Genomic DNA, 17243 nt, shown 5'->3' on the forward strand with positions numbered 1-17243 from the left:
GGGATCGGGGCCTTTTTCTTTGTCTGCACCGCGGTCCGGCTTGTCGCCGGGCGTCTCCCCCGAGGGGGCGTGCCGAAGGGAAACCTGAAAAAGGCCCCGATCGCCACGTGGCCATCACCGGACCCGCCGTGACGTCCGGAACCACCATGGCTAGGCTTGAGGCAATCTCCCCGAATGCGTCCCTCACCCATAGGAGCACAATGCCCAGCGCAGTCTCATTGATTAGGTCCCCGCAACTCAGCGACGTTGCGCAATATGCGTATGCCGCCACGGCGCCGGCCAACGCACGCCTGATTTTCCTCGCTGGTTCCTGCCCGCTCAATGAGGATGGAAGCATCGCCGGAATCGGCGACTACGCCGCGCAGGCGGCCACATGCATCCGGAACATGAACATCGCACTGGAAGCGGCCGGCGCAAGCCTGACCGACGTCATATCCACGCGTGTGCTGGTTGCCTCCGCAAAACAAGGGGACCTCGTTGCGGCATGGGAAGTCGTTCGTGCCGCTTTTGGAGACCACGAGGTCCCCAGCACGTTGATGGGCACCACCGTCCTCGGGTACGACCACCAGCTCGTGGAAATCGAGGCCATCGCCGCGGTCCTGGACTAACCAGGGGTGCAAGGCACAAAGGCCGGATCTTCATCGCAGTCCCCCAAGGGAACCGCGTTGAAGATCCGGCCTGTGCCAGTCCCAGTCTAGATGGAGAGCGCCTCGGAACCCGCGACGTTTTCCGAGTCCCACGGACCGACCTTCTCACGGGTCGGCATCGGCTTGCCGTCACCGAGCTGGCCTGCATCCGCAAGGTCGCCGACCTTGTGGATGCGCAGCGAGTTGGTGGAACCGGCTTGTCCCGGAGGGGAACCGGCGGCGATGCAGACGATGTCGTTGATCTCGGCCAGGCCCTCGGCCAGCAGCGCGCGGTCAACCTGTGCGGTCATCTTGTCGGTGTGGTCCGCGTACTCGACCAGGCGCGGCTGGATGCCCCACATCAGCGTCATGATGTTGTACGTCTGCGGCAGCGGCGTGAAGGCCAGCACCGGGCGCTTGGGGCGCAGGCGGGACAGGCGCCGGGCCGAGTCGCCGGACTGGGTGAAGGCCACGATGTACTTGGCATCCAGCTGGTCGGCGATCTCCACCGCAGCGCGGGTGATCGCGCCGCCACGGGTCTTGGGCTTGGAGCCCAGGCGCGGAATGCGGTCCAGGCCGTGGGTTTCCGTGGAGGAAATGATCCGTGCCATGGTCTCGACGGTCTCGATGGGGTATTCGCCCACGCTGGTCTCGCCCGAAAGCATGACCGCATCGGCGCCGTCCAGCACGGCGTTGGCGCAGTCGGAGGCCTCGGCGCGGGTGGGCGTCGGGGACTCGATCATGGATTCGAGCACCTGGGTGGCCACGATGACCGGCTTGGCCCAGCGGCGCGCCAGTTCAATGGCACGCTTCTGCACCAGCGGGACCTCCTCGAGGGGAAGCTCCACGCCCAGGTCGCCACGGGCGACCATGATCGCGTCGAAGGCGTCGATGATTTCCTCGATGGCGTCCACCGCCTGCGGCTTCTCGACCTTCGCGATCACCGGAAGGCGGCGGCCCTCCTCGTCCATGATCTCGTGGACGCGCTGGATGTCGGAGGCATTGCGCACGAAGGACAGGGCAACCATGTCGACGCCGGCCCGAATGGCCCAGCGCAGGTCCTCCTCGTCCTTCTCGCTCAACGCCGGGACGTTGACCGCGACCCCGGGCAGGTTGATGCCCTTGTTGTTGGACACCTCCCCGCCCACGACGACCTCGGTGACAACCTTCTCGTCATCGACGGCGGTGGCGCGCAAGGCGACCTTGCCGTCGTTGATCAAGAGGATGTCGCCCACGTTGACGTCCTGCGGCAGGCCCTTGAACGTCGTGGAGCAGAAGGTTCCGTCGCCCAGTACATCGGCGATCACGATGGTGAACGTGTCGCCTACGTGCAGCATGTGCTTGGCGTCGTCCACGAACCGACCCAGACGGATCTTGGGTCCCTGCAGGTCGGCAAAGATGCCGACCGGCCGGCCCAGTTCCTCGGCGGCCGCCCGCACGTTGCCGAGGTTCTCGGCATGCATCGAGTGGTCCCCGTGGCTCATGTTCAAACGGGCGACATCCACGCCCGCCTTGAGCACTGCCAATGTCTTGTCGTAGGTGCCGATCGCCGGGCCCCAAGTGGCCACAATCTTTGCGCGTCTCATACGGTTAGCCTATCTGCCTTTCCATTTCTCAGGTCGGGAAAACACCGCATAAGAGGTGCATCCGTCTCACAACATGCTGATGGCCCTGTCCGTTGGTGCAACGGGGGCCGGAAGGCGGGTTTCGCCCATCAGGTACTTGTCCACCGCCGCGGCACAGGATCGTCCCTCGGCGATGGCCCACACAATCAGGGATTGTCCGCGTCCGGCGTCGCCGGCCACGAACACCCCGGGGGTGTTGGTCATGTAGTAACCATCGCGGGCGACGCTGCCCCGGTCATCAAACTCGGTGTTGGCCTGTTCCATGAGACCGGCAGTCTCGGGTCCGGTGAACCCGAGTGCCAGGAAGACGAGGTCGGCGGGTATGACCCGCTCCGTGCCCGGCTTCGGAAGGCGCTGACCGTCTATGAATTCGGTCTCTGCAACTGTAACACCCATCACGCTTCCGTGTTCTCCCGTGAAGTTGACCGTGGCGGCCAGGTACGACCGCTCACCGCCTTCCTCGTGCGCCGACTGGACCTCGAAGAGGGTCGGGGACATGGGCCAGGGCTGGTGCCCCGGGCGCTCGACCGAGGGCTGGGCCCCGATGGCAAGGGTCGTCACGCTGGCGGCACCCTGCCGGATCGCGGTGCCCAGGCAGTCGGCCCCGGTGTCGCCGCCGCCGAGAATGACCACGTGCTTGCCCTTGGCGTCGATGCGCACGGCATCGCGCTCACCGGCAACCACCTCGTTGGAATCCACGAGGTACTCCATGGCGAAGTGGACCCCGGCCAGCTCGCGCCCCGGGACCGGCAGGTCCCGCGGAACGGTGGCGCCGGTGGCCACGATGACCGCGTCATAGGTGCGGTTCAGCTGCTCGAACTCGATGTCCGTGCCCACGGAAACGCCGGTGCGGAACACTGTCCCCTCGGCCTCCATCTGGGCCAGGCGGGTGTCAAGCACAACCTTGTCCATCTTGAAGTCGGGGATGCCGTAGCGCAGCAGGCCGCCGATCTTCTCATCGCGTTCGTACACCGCGACGGTGTGCCCGGCACGGGTCAGCTGCTGGGCCGCGGCCAGCCCGGCGGGACCGGACCCGACCACGGCGATGCGCATGTCGGTGTGGCGCACGGCCAGCACCGGCTCGAGTCCGCCGGAGCCAATCAGCGTGTCGGCGATTTCCACCTCGACCTGCTTGATTGTTACGGCCGGCTGGTTGATTCCCAGCACGCAGGAGGACTCGCAGGGGGCCGGGCACAGCCGCCCGGTGAATTCCGGGAAGTTGTTGGTGGCGTGCAGCCGCTCGGCCGCATCGTCCATCCGGCCCTGGTGGACCAGGGCGTTCCACTCCGGGATGAGGTTGCCCAGGGGGCAGCCGTTGTGGCAGAAAGCGATGCCGCAATCCATGCACCGTCCGGCCTGCTTGGTCAGCACGTCGGCATTCTGCCGCTCGGTGACTTCCTTGTAGTCCATGATGCGCACCGAGACGGGGCGCTTGGGCGGGGTTACCCGGTCGCGTACCTCTAAGAATCCACGTGGATTAGCCACGGGTCACCTCCAGAATCCGGTTCCAGACAGTTGCTGAATCCGGGTCGAATCCTTCATTGGCGGCATCGTTGCGTGCCTGTGAGACGGCTGCGTAGTCGCGCGGCAGCACCTTGGTGATGCGGGCAGCGGCCACCGGCCAGTCGGCCAGCATGCTGGCGGCAAGTGCCGATCCGGTGTAGGACACGTGCCGCGCGAGCAGGTCCTTGATCAGCGCGAGGTCGGCCTCGTCCGGGCCGGAGAGGATCAAGTCGTCGTTGTCCACGGCCAGCGGGTTCAGCGCCGCTTTGTCCAGGTCCAGCACGTAGGCCACCCCCCCGGACATGCCGGCGGCGAAGTTGCGCCCGGTGGCGCCCAGGATCAGCGCCGTGCCCCCGGTCATGTATTCGCAGCCGTGGTCGCCGATGCCCTCGACCACCGCGGTGGCGCCGGAGTTGCGCACGCAGAAGCGTTCGCCCACCATGCCGCCGATGAACAGCTCGCCGCTGGTTGCGCCGTAGCCGATGACGTTTCCGGCAATGACCTGCTCGGCGGGGTTGAATCCGCTGCGCTCATCGGCCTTCACGGTGATCCGTCCGCCGGAAAGCCCCTTGCCGACGTAGTCGTTGGAGTCGCCGATAAGGTGAAGTGCCACCCCGGTGGGCAGGAAGGCGCCGAGGGACTGGCCGGCGTGCCCGCGCAGCTTCACCGCGATGGTGCCCGGTTCCAGCTCCTCGGTCCCGAAGGTGCGGGTGACGTGGTGGCCCAGCATGGTTCCCACCGAGCGGTCGGTGTTCTTGATTGGGAGGTCAAGAACGACCTTCTCGCGGCGTTCCAGGGCAGGTGCCGAGGCCTCGATGAGCGCCACGTCGAAGTGGTTGCCCAGGCCGTGGTCCTGGGACCCGGTGCGCGAACGCGGGGCGCCGGGCTTGGAGCCCGAGGTGTTGAAGATCTTCTCCAGGTGCAGCCCCTGGGTCTTCCAGTGGCCCACCGCCGCGCGGGTGTCCAGCAGCTCGGCCTGGCCGATGGCCTCCCCGAGGGTGGCGAAACCGAGTTCCGCCAGCAGCTCGCGGACCTCCTGGGCGAGGAACTCGAAGAAGTTCACCACGTGGTCGGCCTGGCCGGTGAAGCGCTGGCGCAACTCCGGGTTCTGCGTTGCAACGCCCACCGGGCAGGTGTCCAGGTGGCAGACGCGCATCATGATGCAGCCGGCAACCACCAGGGGGGCGGTGGCGAAGCCGAATTCCTCGGCTCCCAGCAGCGCGGCGATGACCACGTCGCGGCCGGTCTTCAGCTGGCCGTCGACCTGCACGGTGACGCGTTCGCGCAGTCCGTTGAGCATCAGCGTCTGCTGGGTCTCGGCCAGGCCGAGTTCCCAGGGCACGCCTGCATGCTTCAGCGAGTTCAGCGGGGAGGCGCCGGTGCCGCCGTCGTGGCCGGAAACCAGCACCACGTCGGCCTTGGCCTTGGTGACGCCGGCGGCGACGGTGCCGATGCCGACCTCGGAGACCAGCTTCACGTGGACGCGGGCCGAGGGGTTGGAGCACTTCGCGTCGTGGATCAGCTGGGCCAGGTCCTCGATCGAGTAGATGTCGTGGTGCGGCGGCGGGGAAATCAGTCCGACGCCGGGGGTCGAGTGGCGCGTGCGGGCCACCCACGGGTAGACCTTCTGCGCCATCAGCTGGCCGCCCTCGCCGGGCTTGGCGCCCTGCGCCATCTTGATCTGGATGTCGTCTGCGTGCGTGAGGTACATGCTGGTGACGCCGAAGCGGCCCGAGGCGATCTGCTTGACCGCCGAACGGCGCTCCGGGTCCAGCAGCCGCTCGACGTCCTCGCCGCCCTCGCCGGTGTTGGACTTCCCGCCCAGGCGGTTCATCGCAATGGCCAGGGTCTCGTGCGCCTCGGCGGAGATCGAGCCGTAGCTCATCGCGCCGGTGGCGAAGCGCTTGACGATCTCGGACACCGGTTCCACGGCGTCGATGTCGATGGGCGTGCGCCCGTCGAACTTGAAGTCGAGCAGCCCGCGCAGCGTCATCAGGCCCTTGGCCTGGTCGTCGACGCCTTGGGTGTACTTCTTGAAGATGTCGTAGCGGCGTTCGCGGGTGGCGTGCTGCAGCCTGAAGACCGTCTCCGGGTTGAAGAGGTGCGGCGGGCCCTCGCGGCGCCACTGGTACTCGCCGCCGGTTTCCAGCACGCGGTGCGGCTCCGGGTTCAGGTCGGAGGGGTAGGCGGAGGCGTGGCGCATCGCGGTTTCGGTCGCGATGATGTCAAGGCCCACGCCGCCGAGCTGCGAGGAGGTGCCGGTGAAGTACTGGTCGACCACGCGTTGGGACAGGCCCAGGGCCTCGAAGGTCTGCGCTCCGCAGTAGGAGGCGACGGTGGAGATGCCCATCTTGGACATGATCTTCAGCAGGCCCTTGCCCAGCGCCTTGATCACGTTGGTCTGCGCCTTGGCCGGGGTCACGGAGCCGAGCTCGCCCTGCAGGGCCATTTCCTCGACGGATTCCAGGGCCAGGTAGGGGTTGATGGCGGAGGCGCCGTAGCCCACGAGCACCGCCACGTGGTGGACCTCGCGCACGTCGCCGGCCTCGATGACCAGGGAGGTCTTGGTGCGGTTGGCGCTCTTGAGCAGGTGGTGGTGCACGGCCGAGGTGAGCAGCAGCGACGGGATCGGCGCCCACTGGGCGTTGGAGTCCCGGTCCGAGAGCACGATGAACTTCACGCCGCGGTTGATGGCGGCGGAGACCTTCTCGCAGATCTCCTGCAGGCGGGCGCGCAGCTCGGACTCGCCGCCCTCGGGGCGGTAGAGCCCGCGGACGCGCAGCGCCACCTTGGCGCCGTTCTCGTCGCGGATGTTCGCGATCTTGGCCAGGTCGTCGTTGGTGATCACCGGGTAGTCAAGGGACACCTGCTGGGCGTCGACCTTGCCGGTGGCCAAGAGGTTCCCGTCCGGGCCGATGCTGGTGCCCAGGGAGGTGACAAGTTCCTCGCGGATGGAGTCCAGCGGCGGGTTGGTGACCTGGGCGAAGGACTGGGTGAAGTAGTCGAAGAGCAGGCGGGAGCGGTCCGAGAGCACGGCAACCGGGGTGTCGGAGCCCATGGCGCCGAGCGGCTCGGCGCCCGCGGAGGCCATCGGGGCCAGCAGGATCCGCAGCTCCTCGGTGGTGTAGCCGAAGGTGCGCTGGCGGATCTGCACGGAGGCGGAGTTGTGCTTGACGTGTTCCAGGTCGGGCAGGTCGCTGAGGCTGATCTTGTTTTCGCCGACCCACTGGGCCCACGGCGCCGAGGAGGCAACCTGCGACTTGATCTCCTCGTCGGAGATGATGCGTCCGGCCTCGGTGTCCACCAGGAACATCTTGCCCGGGGCGACGCGGCCCTTGGTGGCGATGAGTGCGGGATCGAGGTCGATGACCCCGACCTCGGAGGCCAGGACGACCAGCCCGTCGGTGGTGGTCCAGTAGCGTGCCGGGCGCAGGCCGTTGCGGTCGAGCACTGCACCGACCTGCTTGCCGTCGGTGAAGGACACCGCCGCGGGGCCGTCCCAGGGCTCCATGAGCATCGAGTTGTACTCGTAGAAGGCGCGGCGGTCCGCATCCATGGCGGCGTGGTTTTCCCATGCCTCCGGGATCATCATCATGATGGCCTGGGCGATCGGGCGGCCGGAGAGCATGAGCAGCTCGGCGACCTCGTCGAAGGAGGCGGAGTCGGAGGCTCCGGGGCTGCAGATGGGGAAGAGTTCCTCGGGCACCTCGCCCAGCAGGGAGGAGGCGAGCTGCGACTGCCGGGCGCGCATCCAGTTGCGGTTGCCCTTGACCGTGTTGATCTCGCCGTTGTGGGCGATCGTGCGGAAGGGCTGGGCCAGCGGCCAGGAGGGGAAGGTGTTGGTGGAGAAGCGCGAGTGCACGATGCCGAGGCGCGAGGCGAAGCGGTCATCGCCCAGGTCCGGGTAGAACTCGGTGAGCTGCTCGGTGGAGAGCATGCCCTTGTAGACCATCGTGGCGGAGGAGAGCGACGGGAAGTACACGCCGAACTTGTTCTGTGCGCGCTTGCGGATCCGGAAGACCCTGGCATCGAGGTCGGCCTCGTGCTCCGGGGCGGCGCCCAGGAAGAGCTGGGAGAAATGCGGCATGGAGCCCAGCGCGGTGGCGCCGATGGACTCGGTGTTCACCGGGACGTCGCGCCAGCCGAGCACTGCCAGGCCTTCTTCGGCGGCAAGTTCCTCGAGGGCGGTGACGGCGGCGGCACGCTGCGCGGCATCCTGCGGGAGGAAGGCGGTGCCGGCGGCATAGCGGCCGGGCACGGGCAGGTCGATGTCGGTGACGGCGCGGAAGAAGGCGTCGGGAATCTGCGTGAGGATGCCTGCACCGTCGCCGGTGCCTGCGTCGGCGCCCACGGCGCCGCGGTGTTCGAGGCGGCGCAGCGCCTCGAGGGCGTGTTCCACGATTTCGTGGCTGGCCTCTTGCGTCAGCGTGGCAATGACCGCCAGGCCGCACGCGTCTTTTTCGTTTGCCGGGTCATAGAGCCCTTGGGCTTCCGGGACATCGGCAAACCGGGTGTAGGGCGAGGAAACCTCCTCGCCTGGATGCGGTGAGGCATTGAGTTGGACTCCGGTCATGCTCATGAGTGGTCCCTTTCTCGGTGTGTGGGCTTAGGCGGTGGATCTTCGGGCGACGCTGGCCGAGGAAAGGCAAGGGGTCCGCAAACCGGCACCCCGAATGCGGGGGCCTGCGGCGGGGTGGGGTGACACCTTTTATCCGTGGACGGCATCCGTGCGGTCCGCCGGTTGGCGGAGCAAGGACCGGCTGCTTCCACGTCGTTGTGGTCGCCCACAGCTGGGGCTGCGGAGATTGGGTATTCCGCCCCCGACGCTGCTGCCACGGTGAAGAAAGAGTAGCACCGGCATGTTTCGGAAATGCACCCACTTTTGTTTCCAACAGTTTTCGTACCCCTCACCAAACCCTTGCTGACTTGGGTCTATTAAATTTCCGCAAAGTTTCGTCGCAATGTCATGCGAATCCCTTCATCATCCGCCCGCGCGGCCCGGTGTTCAAGGCGTCTGCGGCCATCGCGTCACGGGCCCTCTGCCCGGCATCGTGTGGGCACAAAGGGGAAGGACCGGTCCCGGCCTTCCCGGTGGGAAGGTTGGGACCGGTCCTTGCCGGGCCGAGCGGACCGGGGGTCCGACGGCGGATGGTTCTACTTGTCTCCTGCTTCGGGACCGTTGTCGCCGGCGTCCGTGGCTTTCCGGCCGTGGTCGGGGTCGGAGGGCTTCTTGGCGGCATCAGCGACCTCGGCCTGGGGCTCGCGCCCGGCCAGGTAGACGCCCGGATCCGGCTGCGGGCGCAGCTTGCGGAGCACGAAGAGCAGCCCGACGGCGCCCATGAGCACCATGGCAATGGCGAGCCACATGTGCACGCGCAGCCCGATGCCCAGGATCACGATGGTGTCGGCGGCGTCGATGCGCATGGTTTCCATGATGATCCGGCCGATGCCGTACCAGATGAGGTAGGACCAGAACATGGCACCGCGGCGCAGCTTGAACCTGCGGTCCAGGGCGATGAGCAGCAGCACCCCTGCAACGTTCCACAGCGATTCATAGAGGAACGTGGGGTGGAACAGCGTTCCGGCCGGCAGCCCAGGGGGGAAGTTGTAGCTGTCCGGATCAATTTCCAGGCCCCACGGCAACGTGGTGGGCGCGCCGAAGAGTTCCTGGTTGAACCAGTTGCCCCAGCGCCCGAAGGCCTGTGCCAGCAGCACCCCGGGGGCGGCGGCGTCCAGGAACGCCGAAAGCCGGACCCCGGCGCGGCGGCAGGCGATCAGCGCGCCGACGGTGCCGAGGCTGATGGCGCCCATGATGCCCAGGCCGCCGGCCCAGATCTGCGGGATCTCGCCCCAATGGGCCATCTGCCCGTTGAGGCCGAAATAGTAGTCCGGATCCGTGACGAGCACGTGGTAGAGGCGTCCGCCGACGATTCCGAAGGGAATGGCCCAAATGCAGATGTCCCAGACCACGTCCTCGGGTCCGCCCTTGGCGCGCCAGCGCCGCGCGGTGATCCACATGGCGGCGACGATGCCGAGCATGATGCAGATCGCGTAGGCGTGGATGGTCAGCGGGCCGAGGGAGAACTTCGAGAATTCGGACGGCGGGCTCGGAATCGAGGCGAGCACGTTGGTTCCCGCCACGGCCAGCTGCATCATGCGTTCACTGTCCGCCCGCTGAGCTCGGCGGTGAGCTTGGCAACCGCGTCCACTCCCCCGTCGCGCAGGGCCGCCACCAGGGCGGTGCCCACGATGACGCCGTCGGAGTATGCGCCGATTTCCGTGACGTGCTTGCGCTGCGAGACGCCCAGGCCCACGCAGGCGTTTTCGGCGCCGGCGGCGTGCGCCGCGGCAACCACGGCCGCGGCAGCGTCGGAGACCTCGGCGCGGGCGCCGGTGACGCCCATGACCGAGACGCAGTAGACGAAGCCGCGGCTGGCTTCCACGGTGGCCTTCATGCGGGCCTCGGTGGAGGACGGGGCAACCAGGAAGACGCGGTCAAGCCCGTACTTGTCGGAGGCCTCCATCCATTCGGCAGCCTCGTCGGGCACCAGGTCGGGGGTGATCAACCCGGCGCCGCCGGCCTCGGCCAGGCAGCGGGAGAACTCGTCCACGCCCATGCGCAGCACCGGGTTCCAGTAGGTCATGATCATCACGGTGGCGTTGCAGCGCTCGGTGATGCCCCTGACGATGTCGAAGACCTGGGCAACCTTGAAGCCCTGGGCCAGGGACTGCACCGTGGCGGCCTGGATGACCGAGCCGTCCATGACGGGGTCCGAGTACGGGATGCCGACCTCGATGATGTCGGCGCCGTTCTCGGCCATGGCCACCGCCGCGTCGATGGTGCCCTGCACGTCGGGGAAGCCGGCGGGCAGGTAGCAGATCAGTGCCGGGCGGCCTTCGGCGCGTGCCGCGGCGATCGCCGCGGCACTCTTGGATACGGGGCTCACTTGGCGTCCTTCGCTTCGGTATCGATGAGGTTGAACCATTCCGCTGCGGTTCCGACGTCCTTGTCGCCGCGGCCCGAAAGGTTGGCAATAATGACGGTTTCCTCGGGCTTGGCCCCGGCGGCGATCTTGCGTGCGGCGATCTTCAGCACGCCCGCCAACGCGTGGGCGGACTCGATGGCCGGGATGATGCCCTCGGTGCGGCACAGCAGCGAGAACGCGTCCATGGCCTCGGTGTCGGTGATCGGTTCGTAGTGCACGCGGCCGATGTCCGCCAGGTAGGCGTGCTCCGGGCCAACGCTCGGGTAGTCAAGGCCCGCGGAGATCGAGTGGGAATCGACGGTCTGGCCGTCGTCGTCCTGCATCAGGTAGCTCTTGGCGCCGTGCAGCACGCCCGGGCGGCCCAGCGTAATGGCCGCTGCGTGGCGGCCGGTGTCGACGCCGTCGCCGCCGGCCTCGAAGCCGAAAAGTTCCACCGAGGGGTCATCCAGGAAACCGTGGAAGAGTCCGATGGCGTTCGAGCCGCCGCCGATGCACGCGGCGACCGCGTCGGGCAGGCGTCCGGCCTGGGCGATGATCTGCTCGCGGGCCTCCTCGCCGATGACCTCGTGGAAGTAGCGGACCATGGCGGGGAACGGGTGCCCGCCGGCGACGGTGCCCAGCAGGTAGTGGGTGTTGTGCACATTGGCGACCCAGTCGCGCAGCGCCTCGTTGATGGCGTCCTTCAGCGTCTGGGATCCCGCGGTCACCGGGACCACGGTGGCGCCGAGCAGCTGCATGCGCGCCACGTTCAGCGCCTGCCGGCGGGTGTCCTCCGCGCCCATGTAGACCACGCATTCGAGGCCCATCAGGGCGGCGGCGGTGGCCGAGGCGACGCCGTGCTGGCCGGCGCCGGTTTCGGCGATGATGCGGGTCTTGCCCATGCGCTTGGCCAGCAACGCCTGGCCAAGCACGTTGTTGATCTTGTGGCTTCCGGTGTGGTTGAGGTCCTCGCGCTTGAGGAAGACGCGCACCCCGCCGGCGGCCTCGGAGAAGCGCTTGGCCTCGGTGAGCATGGAGGGACGGCCCGTGTAGTTCTTGTTCAGGTCCTTGACCTGGGCAATGAACTCCGGGTCGGCCTTGGCGGCCTCGAACGTCTCGCTGAGCTCGTCCATGGCGGCAATCAGCGATTCGGGCATCCAGCGTCCGCCGTAGGCGCCGAAGTACGGGCCCGCGGCGTGCCGCAACGAGTGGGAGGGAGAGGATTCGGACTGGCTTTCGCCCAGGTCCGGGTCACCTGTCATCGGGTTCATCTGGCGCATCCTTTTCTTGCTAAGGAATTCTTCGAGGGGTGTGGGGGGGTCAGCTGGCGCGGGCCGGCTTGGCGGCGGTTCCGGAGGCGATGAAGCGCTTGATCGCGGCGCGCGGGTCGTTGTCCTTGACCAAGGCCTCGCCCACCAGGACCGCATCGGCGCCGTGGCTTGCATATTGCTCGACGTCGGCGACGTCGCGCACGCCGGATTCGGCCACGATGACGACGCCGGAGGGGATGAGGGCAGCAAGCCGGGAGAAGTTCCCGCGGTCAACCTCAAGGGTCTTGAGGTTGCGCACGTTCACGCCGATGATCCGCGAACCGAGCGCCACCGCGCGGGCGATTTCCTCCTCGGTGTGCGTTTCGACCAGGGCGTTCATGCCCAGGGCATGGGTCAGGTCGAGGAATTCGCGCAGCTGCGCGTCATCCAGGGCCGCAACGATCAGCAGCACCAGGTCCGCGCCGTGGGCGCGGGCCTCGAAGATCTGGTAGGGATCGACGGTGAAGTCCTTGCGCAGCAGCGGGATCTTCACCGCGGCGCGCACGGCGTCGAAGTCCGCGAGGGATCCGCCGAAGCGGCGCTCCTCGGTCAGCACCGAGATCACCGACGCTCCCCCGGCCTCGTAGGCGGCGGCCAGCTCGGCCGGTTCGCCGATGTCGGCCAGGGCCCCCTTGGAGGGGGACTTTCGCTTCACCTCGGAGATCACGTGCAGGGTGTTCTCGCGCTGGGAGGCATCGAGGTGTCCCCCCAGTGCCGCATAGGCATCGAGGGCCGGAGCCGCGGCGGCGGCTGCCGCCTCGATTTGGGCCTGGTCGATGATGGACCGACGGGCGTCCAGATCAATCTGAACGCCCGCGATGATATCTGTCAGTACACTCACGGCTAGTGCGCGTCGCCAGACCTGGAGCCGTTGACGCCGAAGCCTGCCTTCTTCATGATCCAGCCGACGATCAGGCCCACGACCACGATGGCGCAACCGACGTACACGAAGGTGGGGTTGTGTCCGGCGAAGGCGATGCAGCCGACGACGAAGCCGACCATCATGACGCCGACCATTGACCATGCGGCCTTGGAGTTGCCGTGTCCGATTTCCTCGGCGTGCATTGGGTCGATCTGGGTGTTGGCGTTAGCCATGGTGGGATACTCCTTCTCACCTCGTGCGAATCGGGATTTTTCCCGATAAATATCTTGGTTTCCATTCTGCCATTCTTTGGGGCGATGGCATGCCATGTTGCGCCGCGTGTGCGCTACCCAGTCGGGTCGTCCCCGCGGGAGAGCGAGTCCCAGCCGGAGATCTCGTCGATTTGCCCGTCCTGCGCCGCGGCAGGAAGCCCGGCCGCGGTGGCCGAGGCGTCTCGGGCGTACTTCCGGGACCCCGTCCAGTGGCGCCCGGCGACGGCCAGCAGCACGGCGTTGGCCACGAGCACCGCCCCCGCCAGCGCCGCCGCCCAGGGCCAGAACGTCACGTCGTAGTCGCCGCCGGAGGTGTTCAACCCGGTGGCCTCGCCGACCTTGGTGGCGGCAGCGAGCACCGGGTCGGCAAGCACCGACACCGCAGCGGCGGCGATTCCGCCGCCGACCAGCAACAGGATCGCGGCGATGACCCAGCGGGCGGCCTTCCCGGCGATCATCGCGGCAAGCGAGCCGGCCAGGGCCACCACGGCCAGGGCCGCCACGGCGGCGGCCGCATCGGAGCCCGCCACCTCGATGAGCGGGATCTTCACGGAGCCGACCTCCGGCTGGACGTTGATCCAGGTCCGGGTGCTGGTGGCCAGCGCCAGGACCGCGCCGGCCAGGCCCAGCAGCATGACGTTCTTCTTGGATCCGCGCCGCGTTTTCTGTTGCCCGCTCATGCCTGGGTGCCGTCCACTCGTGCCGGCGCCATGGTCCCGGCGGCCCAGACCGCGCGCAGCGGGGCGGCCGACTTGTTGATGGTTTCCAGCGCCTCGGCGTCCAGGTCGGAGTCGGCGACGATGCCGCCGCCGGCCTGCACGTAGGCACGGTTGCCCTTGATCAGCGCGGAGCGGATGGCGATGGCCATGTCCATGTCCCCGGTGAAGTCCAGGTAGCCCACCACGCCGCCGTAGATGCCGCGGCGGTACGGTTCGTATTCGTCGAGCAGTTGCAGGGCGCGCGGCTTCGGCGCCCCGGAGAGCGTGCCGGCCGGGAAGGTCGCGGCCAGCACGTCGTAGCCGTCGTGGCCGGGTGCCAGCTTGCCGACCACGTTGGAGACCAGGTGCATGATGTGGCTGAAGCGCTCGACCTCCATGAACTGGGTGACCTCCACGGAGCCCGGGACGCAGACCTTGGAGAGGTCGTTGCGCGAGAGGTCGACCAGCATCAGGTGCTCGGCCCGCTCCTTCTCGTCGGCCAGCAGGTTCTTCTCGTGCTGCACGTCGTCCTCGTAGGTGGCGCCGCGCGGGCGGGAGCCGGCGATCGGGTGGGTGACCACGTGGTCGTCGTTCACGGTGACCAGCGCCTCGGGCGAGGAACCGACGATCGAGTACGCCTTGCCGTGGGCGTCCTGCAGGGTGAAGAGGTACATGTACGGGCTGGGGTTGGTGCCGCGCAGGATGCGGTACACGTCCAGCGGGTCGGCGTGGGTCTCGAGCTCGAAGCGGCGCGAGATGACGACCTGGAAGATCTCTCCGTCGACGATGGCCTCCTTGCCGCGCAGCACCGCCCGGCGGTAGGAGTCCTCGTCCCAGGAGTGGGTCACGGCGTTCATGAGTTCGTCGGCCGGGACGTCGGTGCCGGAGAGCACCGAGACCGGGTTGTCCGCCGCCTCGCCGAGCGCCGCGAGCATTTCGCCCAGGCGCTCCACGGCGTGGTCGTAGGCCCCGTCGACGCCCTCGGAGGTGCCGTTGAAGTTGATGGCGTTGGCGATCAGCGTCAGGGTGCCGTCGGTGTTGTCGTGCACCGCCATGTCGCCGACCAGGTTCATGGCCAGTTCGGGCAGGTGCAGGTCGTCGGCCGGCGGGTTGGGCAGCTTCTCCCAGTGGCGCACTGCCTCCCAGCCGATGAAGCCGACCATGCCGCTGGTCAGCGGCGGCAGCCCGTGCAGGGGTTCGGTGCGCAGGGCGCGGACGGTGTCGCGCAGCACCTCGACCGGGTTGCCCTCAGTCGGCATGCCCGCCGGAGGGGTGCCCTGCCAGTGCGCCTTGCCGTCCAGGGTGGTCAGCGTCGCCGGGGAGTTCACGCCGATGAAGGAGTAGCGGGACCACACTCCCCCGGCCGCCGCCGATTCCATCAGGAAGGTGCCGGGGCGCCCGCCGGCCAGCCGGCGGTAGATGGAGATGGGCGTCAGCGCATCGGCCAGCACCCTCATGGTCACGGGAATGACGCGGCGGTCCGCGGCGAGCGCGCGGAATTGCTCGCGGGTGGGTGTCAGGGCGCCGAGAGCTTGCATGAGCGAAGAATGGTCCTTGCGTGTACGGAGTCGAGCGGGGGGAAAGATCAGGAAACGCGGCGGCCCACGACGGCGGGCAGTTCGCGGCCGTCGAAGCACGTGTGGGTCCCGGTGTGGCAGGCCGCGCCGATCTGGTCGACGACCACCAGCAGGGCGTCGCCGTCGCAGTCGAGGGACACGGAGCGGACCAGCTGGGAGTGCCCGGAGGTGTCGCCCTTGCGCCAGTATTCCTTGCGGGAGCGGGACCAGTAGGTCACCCGCCCGGTGGTCAGGGTGCGGCGCAGCGCTTCCTCATCCATCCATCCGAGCATCAGCACCTCGCCGCTGCCATGCTGCTGGACAATGGCCGCGACCAGTCCGGCCTCGTCCTTCTTCAGGGCGGCGGAAATCTGGGCGGACAATTTCCCGTCAACGGAGGCGGGGGCGGCGAAGGCTGGGTTCTGCGACATCCATACCAGTCTAGTGCCACGGGCGGCGAAACCGGTCCCAAAACACCTGCGGGTGGTCCCGGGTGCCGATTTGGTCACACACGCCGTGACAAGGCCGCGCCATTGGGGCCAAATGGCCGCCGGAACGTGTTAGTTTCGAAGTGATGCATTTCGTCCCAGCCTCGCGTGAAGTATTGGCCGAAGTCCTGCTGGCTGCAGGGCCGACGGCCCCCACATTGTGCGCCGGATGGCAGACCCGCCACCTGGCCGCGCACCTGGTCCTGCGAGAGCAGTCGCTGCTGGCCGCCGGTCTGGTCCTCAAGCCGCTGGAGCACCGCATGGAAGTCGAACTTGACCGGCGCGCCGAGCTGGCCAGGGAACGCGATGCCTATGCGGGCCTCGTCAAGGAGTTCCTGCGCGGCGCCCCCAGGTTTTCCCCGCTGGCCAACCCGCGCGTTGACCATTCGGCGAACCTCTCCGAGTTCTTCATCCACACCGAGGACGTGCGCCGCGCCTCCGACCGCTGGGTCCCCCGCGCGCTCGACGCCAAGTACGAGGATCTCCTGTGGGAGGACCTGATTCGCCGGGCCGGGCACTACTATCGCGGCGTTGACGTCGGCATCATCCTGGTGCGCCCCGACGGGCGACGCCACGTAGCCCGCAAGGCCAGCGCCTCGGTTGCCATCACCGGACACCCGGGCGAACTCCTGCTGCATGCCTCCGGGCGGCGCGAGGAGGCCCTGGTGACGTTCGAGGGCGCCGAAGAGGCCATCGCGCTGCTCTCGGTCTCGCTCTAGCCCTTCCCCGGCGACCCTGCCCGGGACACGCTGCCCAAAACTGCCGTGCGCGGCGTTCGGCCCTAGTTGACGGCGGGCAGGCCGATGTCATGTTCCAGGCGGGAGGAGGCCACGTCCTCCTTGTTCTCCTCGGCCCAATCCTTCAGTTCGAAGACGATGCGCAGAAGCGAGTGGCCGCGCGCAGTGAGCTCGTAGTCCGTCCGGACGGGAACCTGCGCGGTGAGCTCCCGGGAAACCAGTCCGTCGCGTTCCAGCGAGCGCAGCGTTGAGGTGAGCATCTTCTGGCTGACCCCCGGAATCTTCCTGCGAAGGTCGCTGTGCCGCTGCCGCCCCTCCGCCAGGGCGAGCATGACGAGCGTGACCCATTTGCCGCTGATGGCCTCAAGCAATTGGCGTGCCGGACAGTCGCCCAAGGAGGCGTTGTAGTGCTCCCGAGCAGCCCGGCGCTGCTGGTCGGCCGTGTGGGACATGTGCTCAACACTCTTCCTGTCCGGTTCCCTGGTGCACGCCGCCATGCCCGGGGGTTGTTCCCAATAGAAATATGCCACATCTTCCCCGCGCCGCGAACCATGGGCCGCGCCCGCCGCCGGTTGCCCCGCGAATGGGAGGGCACCACGGG

Annotated in this window: 14 protein-coding genes; 2 read left to right on the forward strand and 12 right to left on the reverse strand. The window is 67.8% G+C overall.

Features of this window, described 5'->3' with window-relative positions; all coding sequences use genetic code 11:
- Positions 1-200: 200 nt before the first annotated feature.
- Positions 201-608 carry a RidA family protein gene (locus KRR55_RS19560; RefSeq protein WP_217390995.1) on the forward strand — a complete coding sequence of 136 codons (408 nt, stop codon included), beginning with the start codon at positions 201-203 and terminating at the stop codon, positions 606-608.
- 86 nt (positions 609-694) lie between these two features.
- Here the strand turns inward: KRR55_RS19560 and pyk are convergent, their stop codons facing one another.
- From pyk to hisI, 11 genes are all read right to left on the reverse strand, one after another.
- On the reverse strand, positions 695-2212 hold the full coding sequence (pyk, locus tag KRR55_RS19565; RefSeq protein ID WP_217390996.1) for a pyruvate kinase: 1518 nt from the start codon (positions 2210-2212) through the stop codon (positions 695-697).
- Positions 2213-2278: 66 nt separating this feature from the next.
- Positions 2279-3736, reverse strand: a complete 1458-nt coding sequence (locus KRR55_RS19570; RefSeq protein WP_217390997.1) for a glutamate synthase subunit beta — start codon at positions 3734-3736, stop codon at positions 2279-2281.
- Complete coding sequence (gltB, locus tag KRR55_RS19575) at positions 3729-8333, reverse strand: glutamate synthase large subunit (RefSeq protein WP_217390998.1); 4605 nt, start codon at positions 8331-8333, stop codon at positions 3729-3731. Before gltB ends, KRR55_RS19570 begins: the two co-directional genes overlap by 8 nt.
- A gap of 575 nt (positions 8334-8908) precedes the next feature.
- A complete protein-coding gene (gene lgt, locus KRR55_RS19580) occupies positions 8909-9910 on the reverse strand; it encodes a prolipoprotein diacylglyceryl transferase (protein WP_217390999.1) in 1002 nt (333 codons plus the stop codon).
- Positions 9907-10740, reverse strand: a complete 834-nt coding sequence (gene trpA / locus KRR55_RS19585) for a tryptophan synthase subunit alpha (protein ID WP_217391000.1) — start codon at positions 10738-10740, stop codon at positions 9907-9909. Before trpA ends, lgt begins: the two co-directional genes overlap by 4 nt.
- Entirely contained in the window at positions 10698-11981 is a 1284-nt protein-coding gene (gene trpB / locus KRR55_RS19590) for a tryptophan synthase subunit beta (RefSeq protein ID WP_254456437.1), read from the reverse strand. The genes trpA and trpB overlap by 43 nt, the downstream gene beginning before the upstream one ends.
- Before the next feature lie 58 nt (positions 11982-12039).
- The gene (trpC, locus tag KRR55_RS19595; RefSeq protein ID WP_217391002.1) at positions 12040-12870 is read right to left on the reverse strand and encodes an indole-3-glycerol phosphate synthase TrpC; all 831 of its coding nucleotides are present in this window, start codon (positions 12868-12870) and stop codon (positions 12040-12042) included.
- Positions 12871-12872: 2 nt separating this feature from the next.
- Positions 12873-13124: an HGxxPAAW family protein gene (locus KRR55_RS19600; protein WP_217391003.1), complete on the reverse strand. Its 252-nt coding sequence runs from the start codon at positions 13122-13124 to the stop codon at positions 12873-12875.
- Between the two features lie 113 nt (positions 13125-13237).
- Positions 13238-13843: a Trp biosynthesis-associated membrane protein gene (locus tag KRR55_RS19605; protein ID WP_217391004.1), complete on the reverse strand. Its 606-nt coding sequence runs from the start codon at positions 13841-13843 to the stop codon at positions 13238-13240.
- Positions 13840-15399 carry an anthranilate synthase component I gene (locus tag KRR55_RS19610; protein WP_217391005.1) on the reverse strand — a complete coding sequence of 520 codons (1560 nt, stop codon included), beginning with the start codon at positions 15397-15399 and terminating at the stop codon, positions 13840-13842. The genes KRR55_RS19605 and KRR55_RS19610 overlap by 4 nt, the downstream gene beginning before the upstream one ends.
- 47 nt (positions 15400-15446) lie before the next feature.
- Positions 15447-15848 (reverse strand): phosphoribosyl-AMP cyclohydrolase, encoded by a 402-nt coding sequence (hisI, locus tag KRR55_RS19615; RefSeq protein ID WP_217391006.1) that lies wholly within the window; start codon positions 15846-15848, stop codon positions 15447-15449.
- 143 nt (positions 15849-15991) lie between these two features.
- Here hisI and KRR55_RS19620 point away from each other — a divergent pair, with 143 nt between their 5' ends.
- Positions 15992-16624 (forward strand): TIGR03085 family metal-binding protein, encoded by a 633-nt coding sequence (locus KRR55_RS19620; protein WP_217391007.1) that lies wholly within the window; start codon positions 15992-15994, stop codon positions 16622-16624.
- A gap of 62 nt (positions 16625-16686) precedes the next feature.
- Here KRR55_RS19620 and KRR55_RS19625 read toward each other — a convergent pair whose 3' ends face one another.
- The gene (locus KRR55_RS19625; protein WP_217391008.1) at positions 16687-17094 is read right to left on the reverse strand and encodes a winged helix-turn-helix transcriptional regulator; all 408 of its coding nucleotides are present in this window, start codon (positions 17092-17094) and stop codon (positions 16687-16689) included.
- Positions 17095-17243 lie beyond the last annotated feature (149 nt).

The sequence above is a fragment of the Paeniglutamicibacter quisquiliarum genome (assembly GCF_019084045.1).
In the GTDB taxonomy this organism is placed as follows: domain Bacteria; phylum Actinomycetota; class Actinomycetes; order Actinomycetales; family Micrococcaceae; genus Paeniglutamicibacter; species Paeniglutamicibacter quisquiliarum.

Bases quoted from the DNA above. Each gene is read 5' to 3' on its own strand.
- KRR55_RS19560 (WP_217390995.1), top strand. From the start codon at position 201: ATGCCCAGCGCAGTCTCATTGATTAGGTCCCCGCAACTCAGCGACGTT.
- pyk (WP_217390996.1), bottom strand. From the start codon at position 2,212: ATGAGACGCGCAAAGATTGTGGCCACTTGGGGCCCGGCGATCGGCACC.
- gltB (WP_217390998.1), bottom strand. From the start codon at position 8,333: ATGAGCATGACCGGAGTCCAACTCAATGCCTCACCGCATCCAGGCGAG.
- lgt (WP_217390999.1), bottom strand. From the start codon at position 9,910: ATGATGCAGCTGGCCGTGGCGGGAACCAACGTGCTCGCCTCGATTCCG.
- trpA (WP_217391000.1), bottom strand. From the start codon at position 10,740: ATGGTTCAACCTCATCGATACCGAAGCGAAGGACGCCAAGTGAGCCCC.
- trpB (WP_254456437.1), bottom strand. From the start codon at position 11,981: ATGACAGGTGACCCGGACCTGGGCGAAAGCCAGTCCGAATCCTCTCCC.
- KRR55_RS19600 (WP_217391003.1), bottom strand. From the start codon at position 13,124: ATGGCTAACGCCAACACCCAGATCGACCCAATGCACGCCGAGGAAATC.
- KRR55_RS19605 (WP_217391004.1), bottom strand. From the start codon at position 13,843: ATGAGCGGGCAACAGAAAACGCGGCGCGGATCCAAGAAGAACGTCATG.
- KRR55_RS19610 (WP_217391005.1), bottom strand. From the start codon at position 15,399: ATGCAAGCTCTCGGCGCCCTGACACCCACCCGCGAGCAATTCCGCGCG.
- hisI (WP_217391006.1), bottom strand. From the start codon at position 15,848: ATGTCGCAGAACCCAGCCTTCGCCGCCCCCGCCTCCGTTGACGGGAAA.
- KRR55_RS19620 (WP_217391007.1), top strand. From the start codon at position 15,992: ATGCATTTCGTCCCAGCCTCGCGTGAAGTATTGGCCGAAGTCCTGCTG.
- KRR55_RS19625 (WP_217391008.1), bottom strand. From the start codon at position 17,094: ATGTCCCACACGGCCGACCAGCAGCGCCGGGCTGCTCGGGAGCACTAC.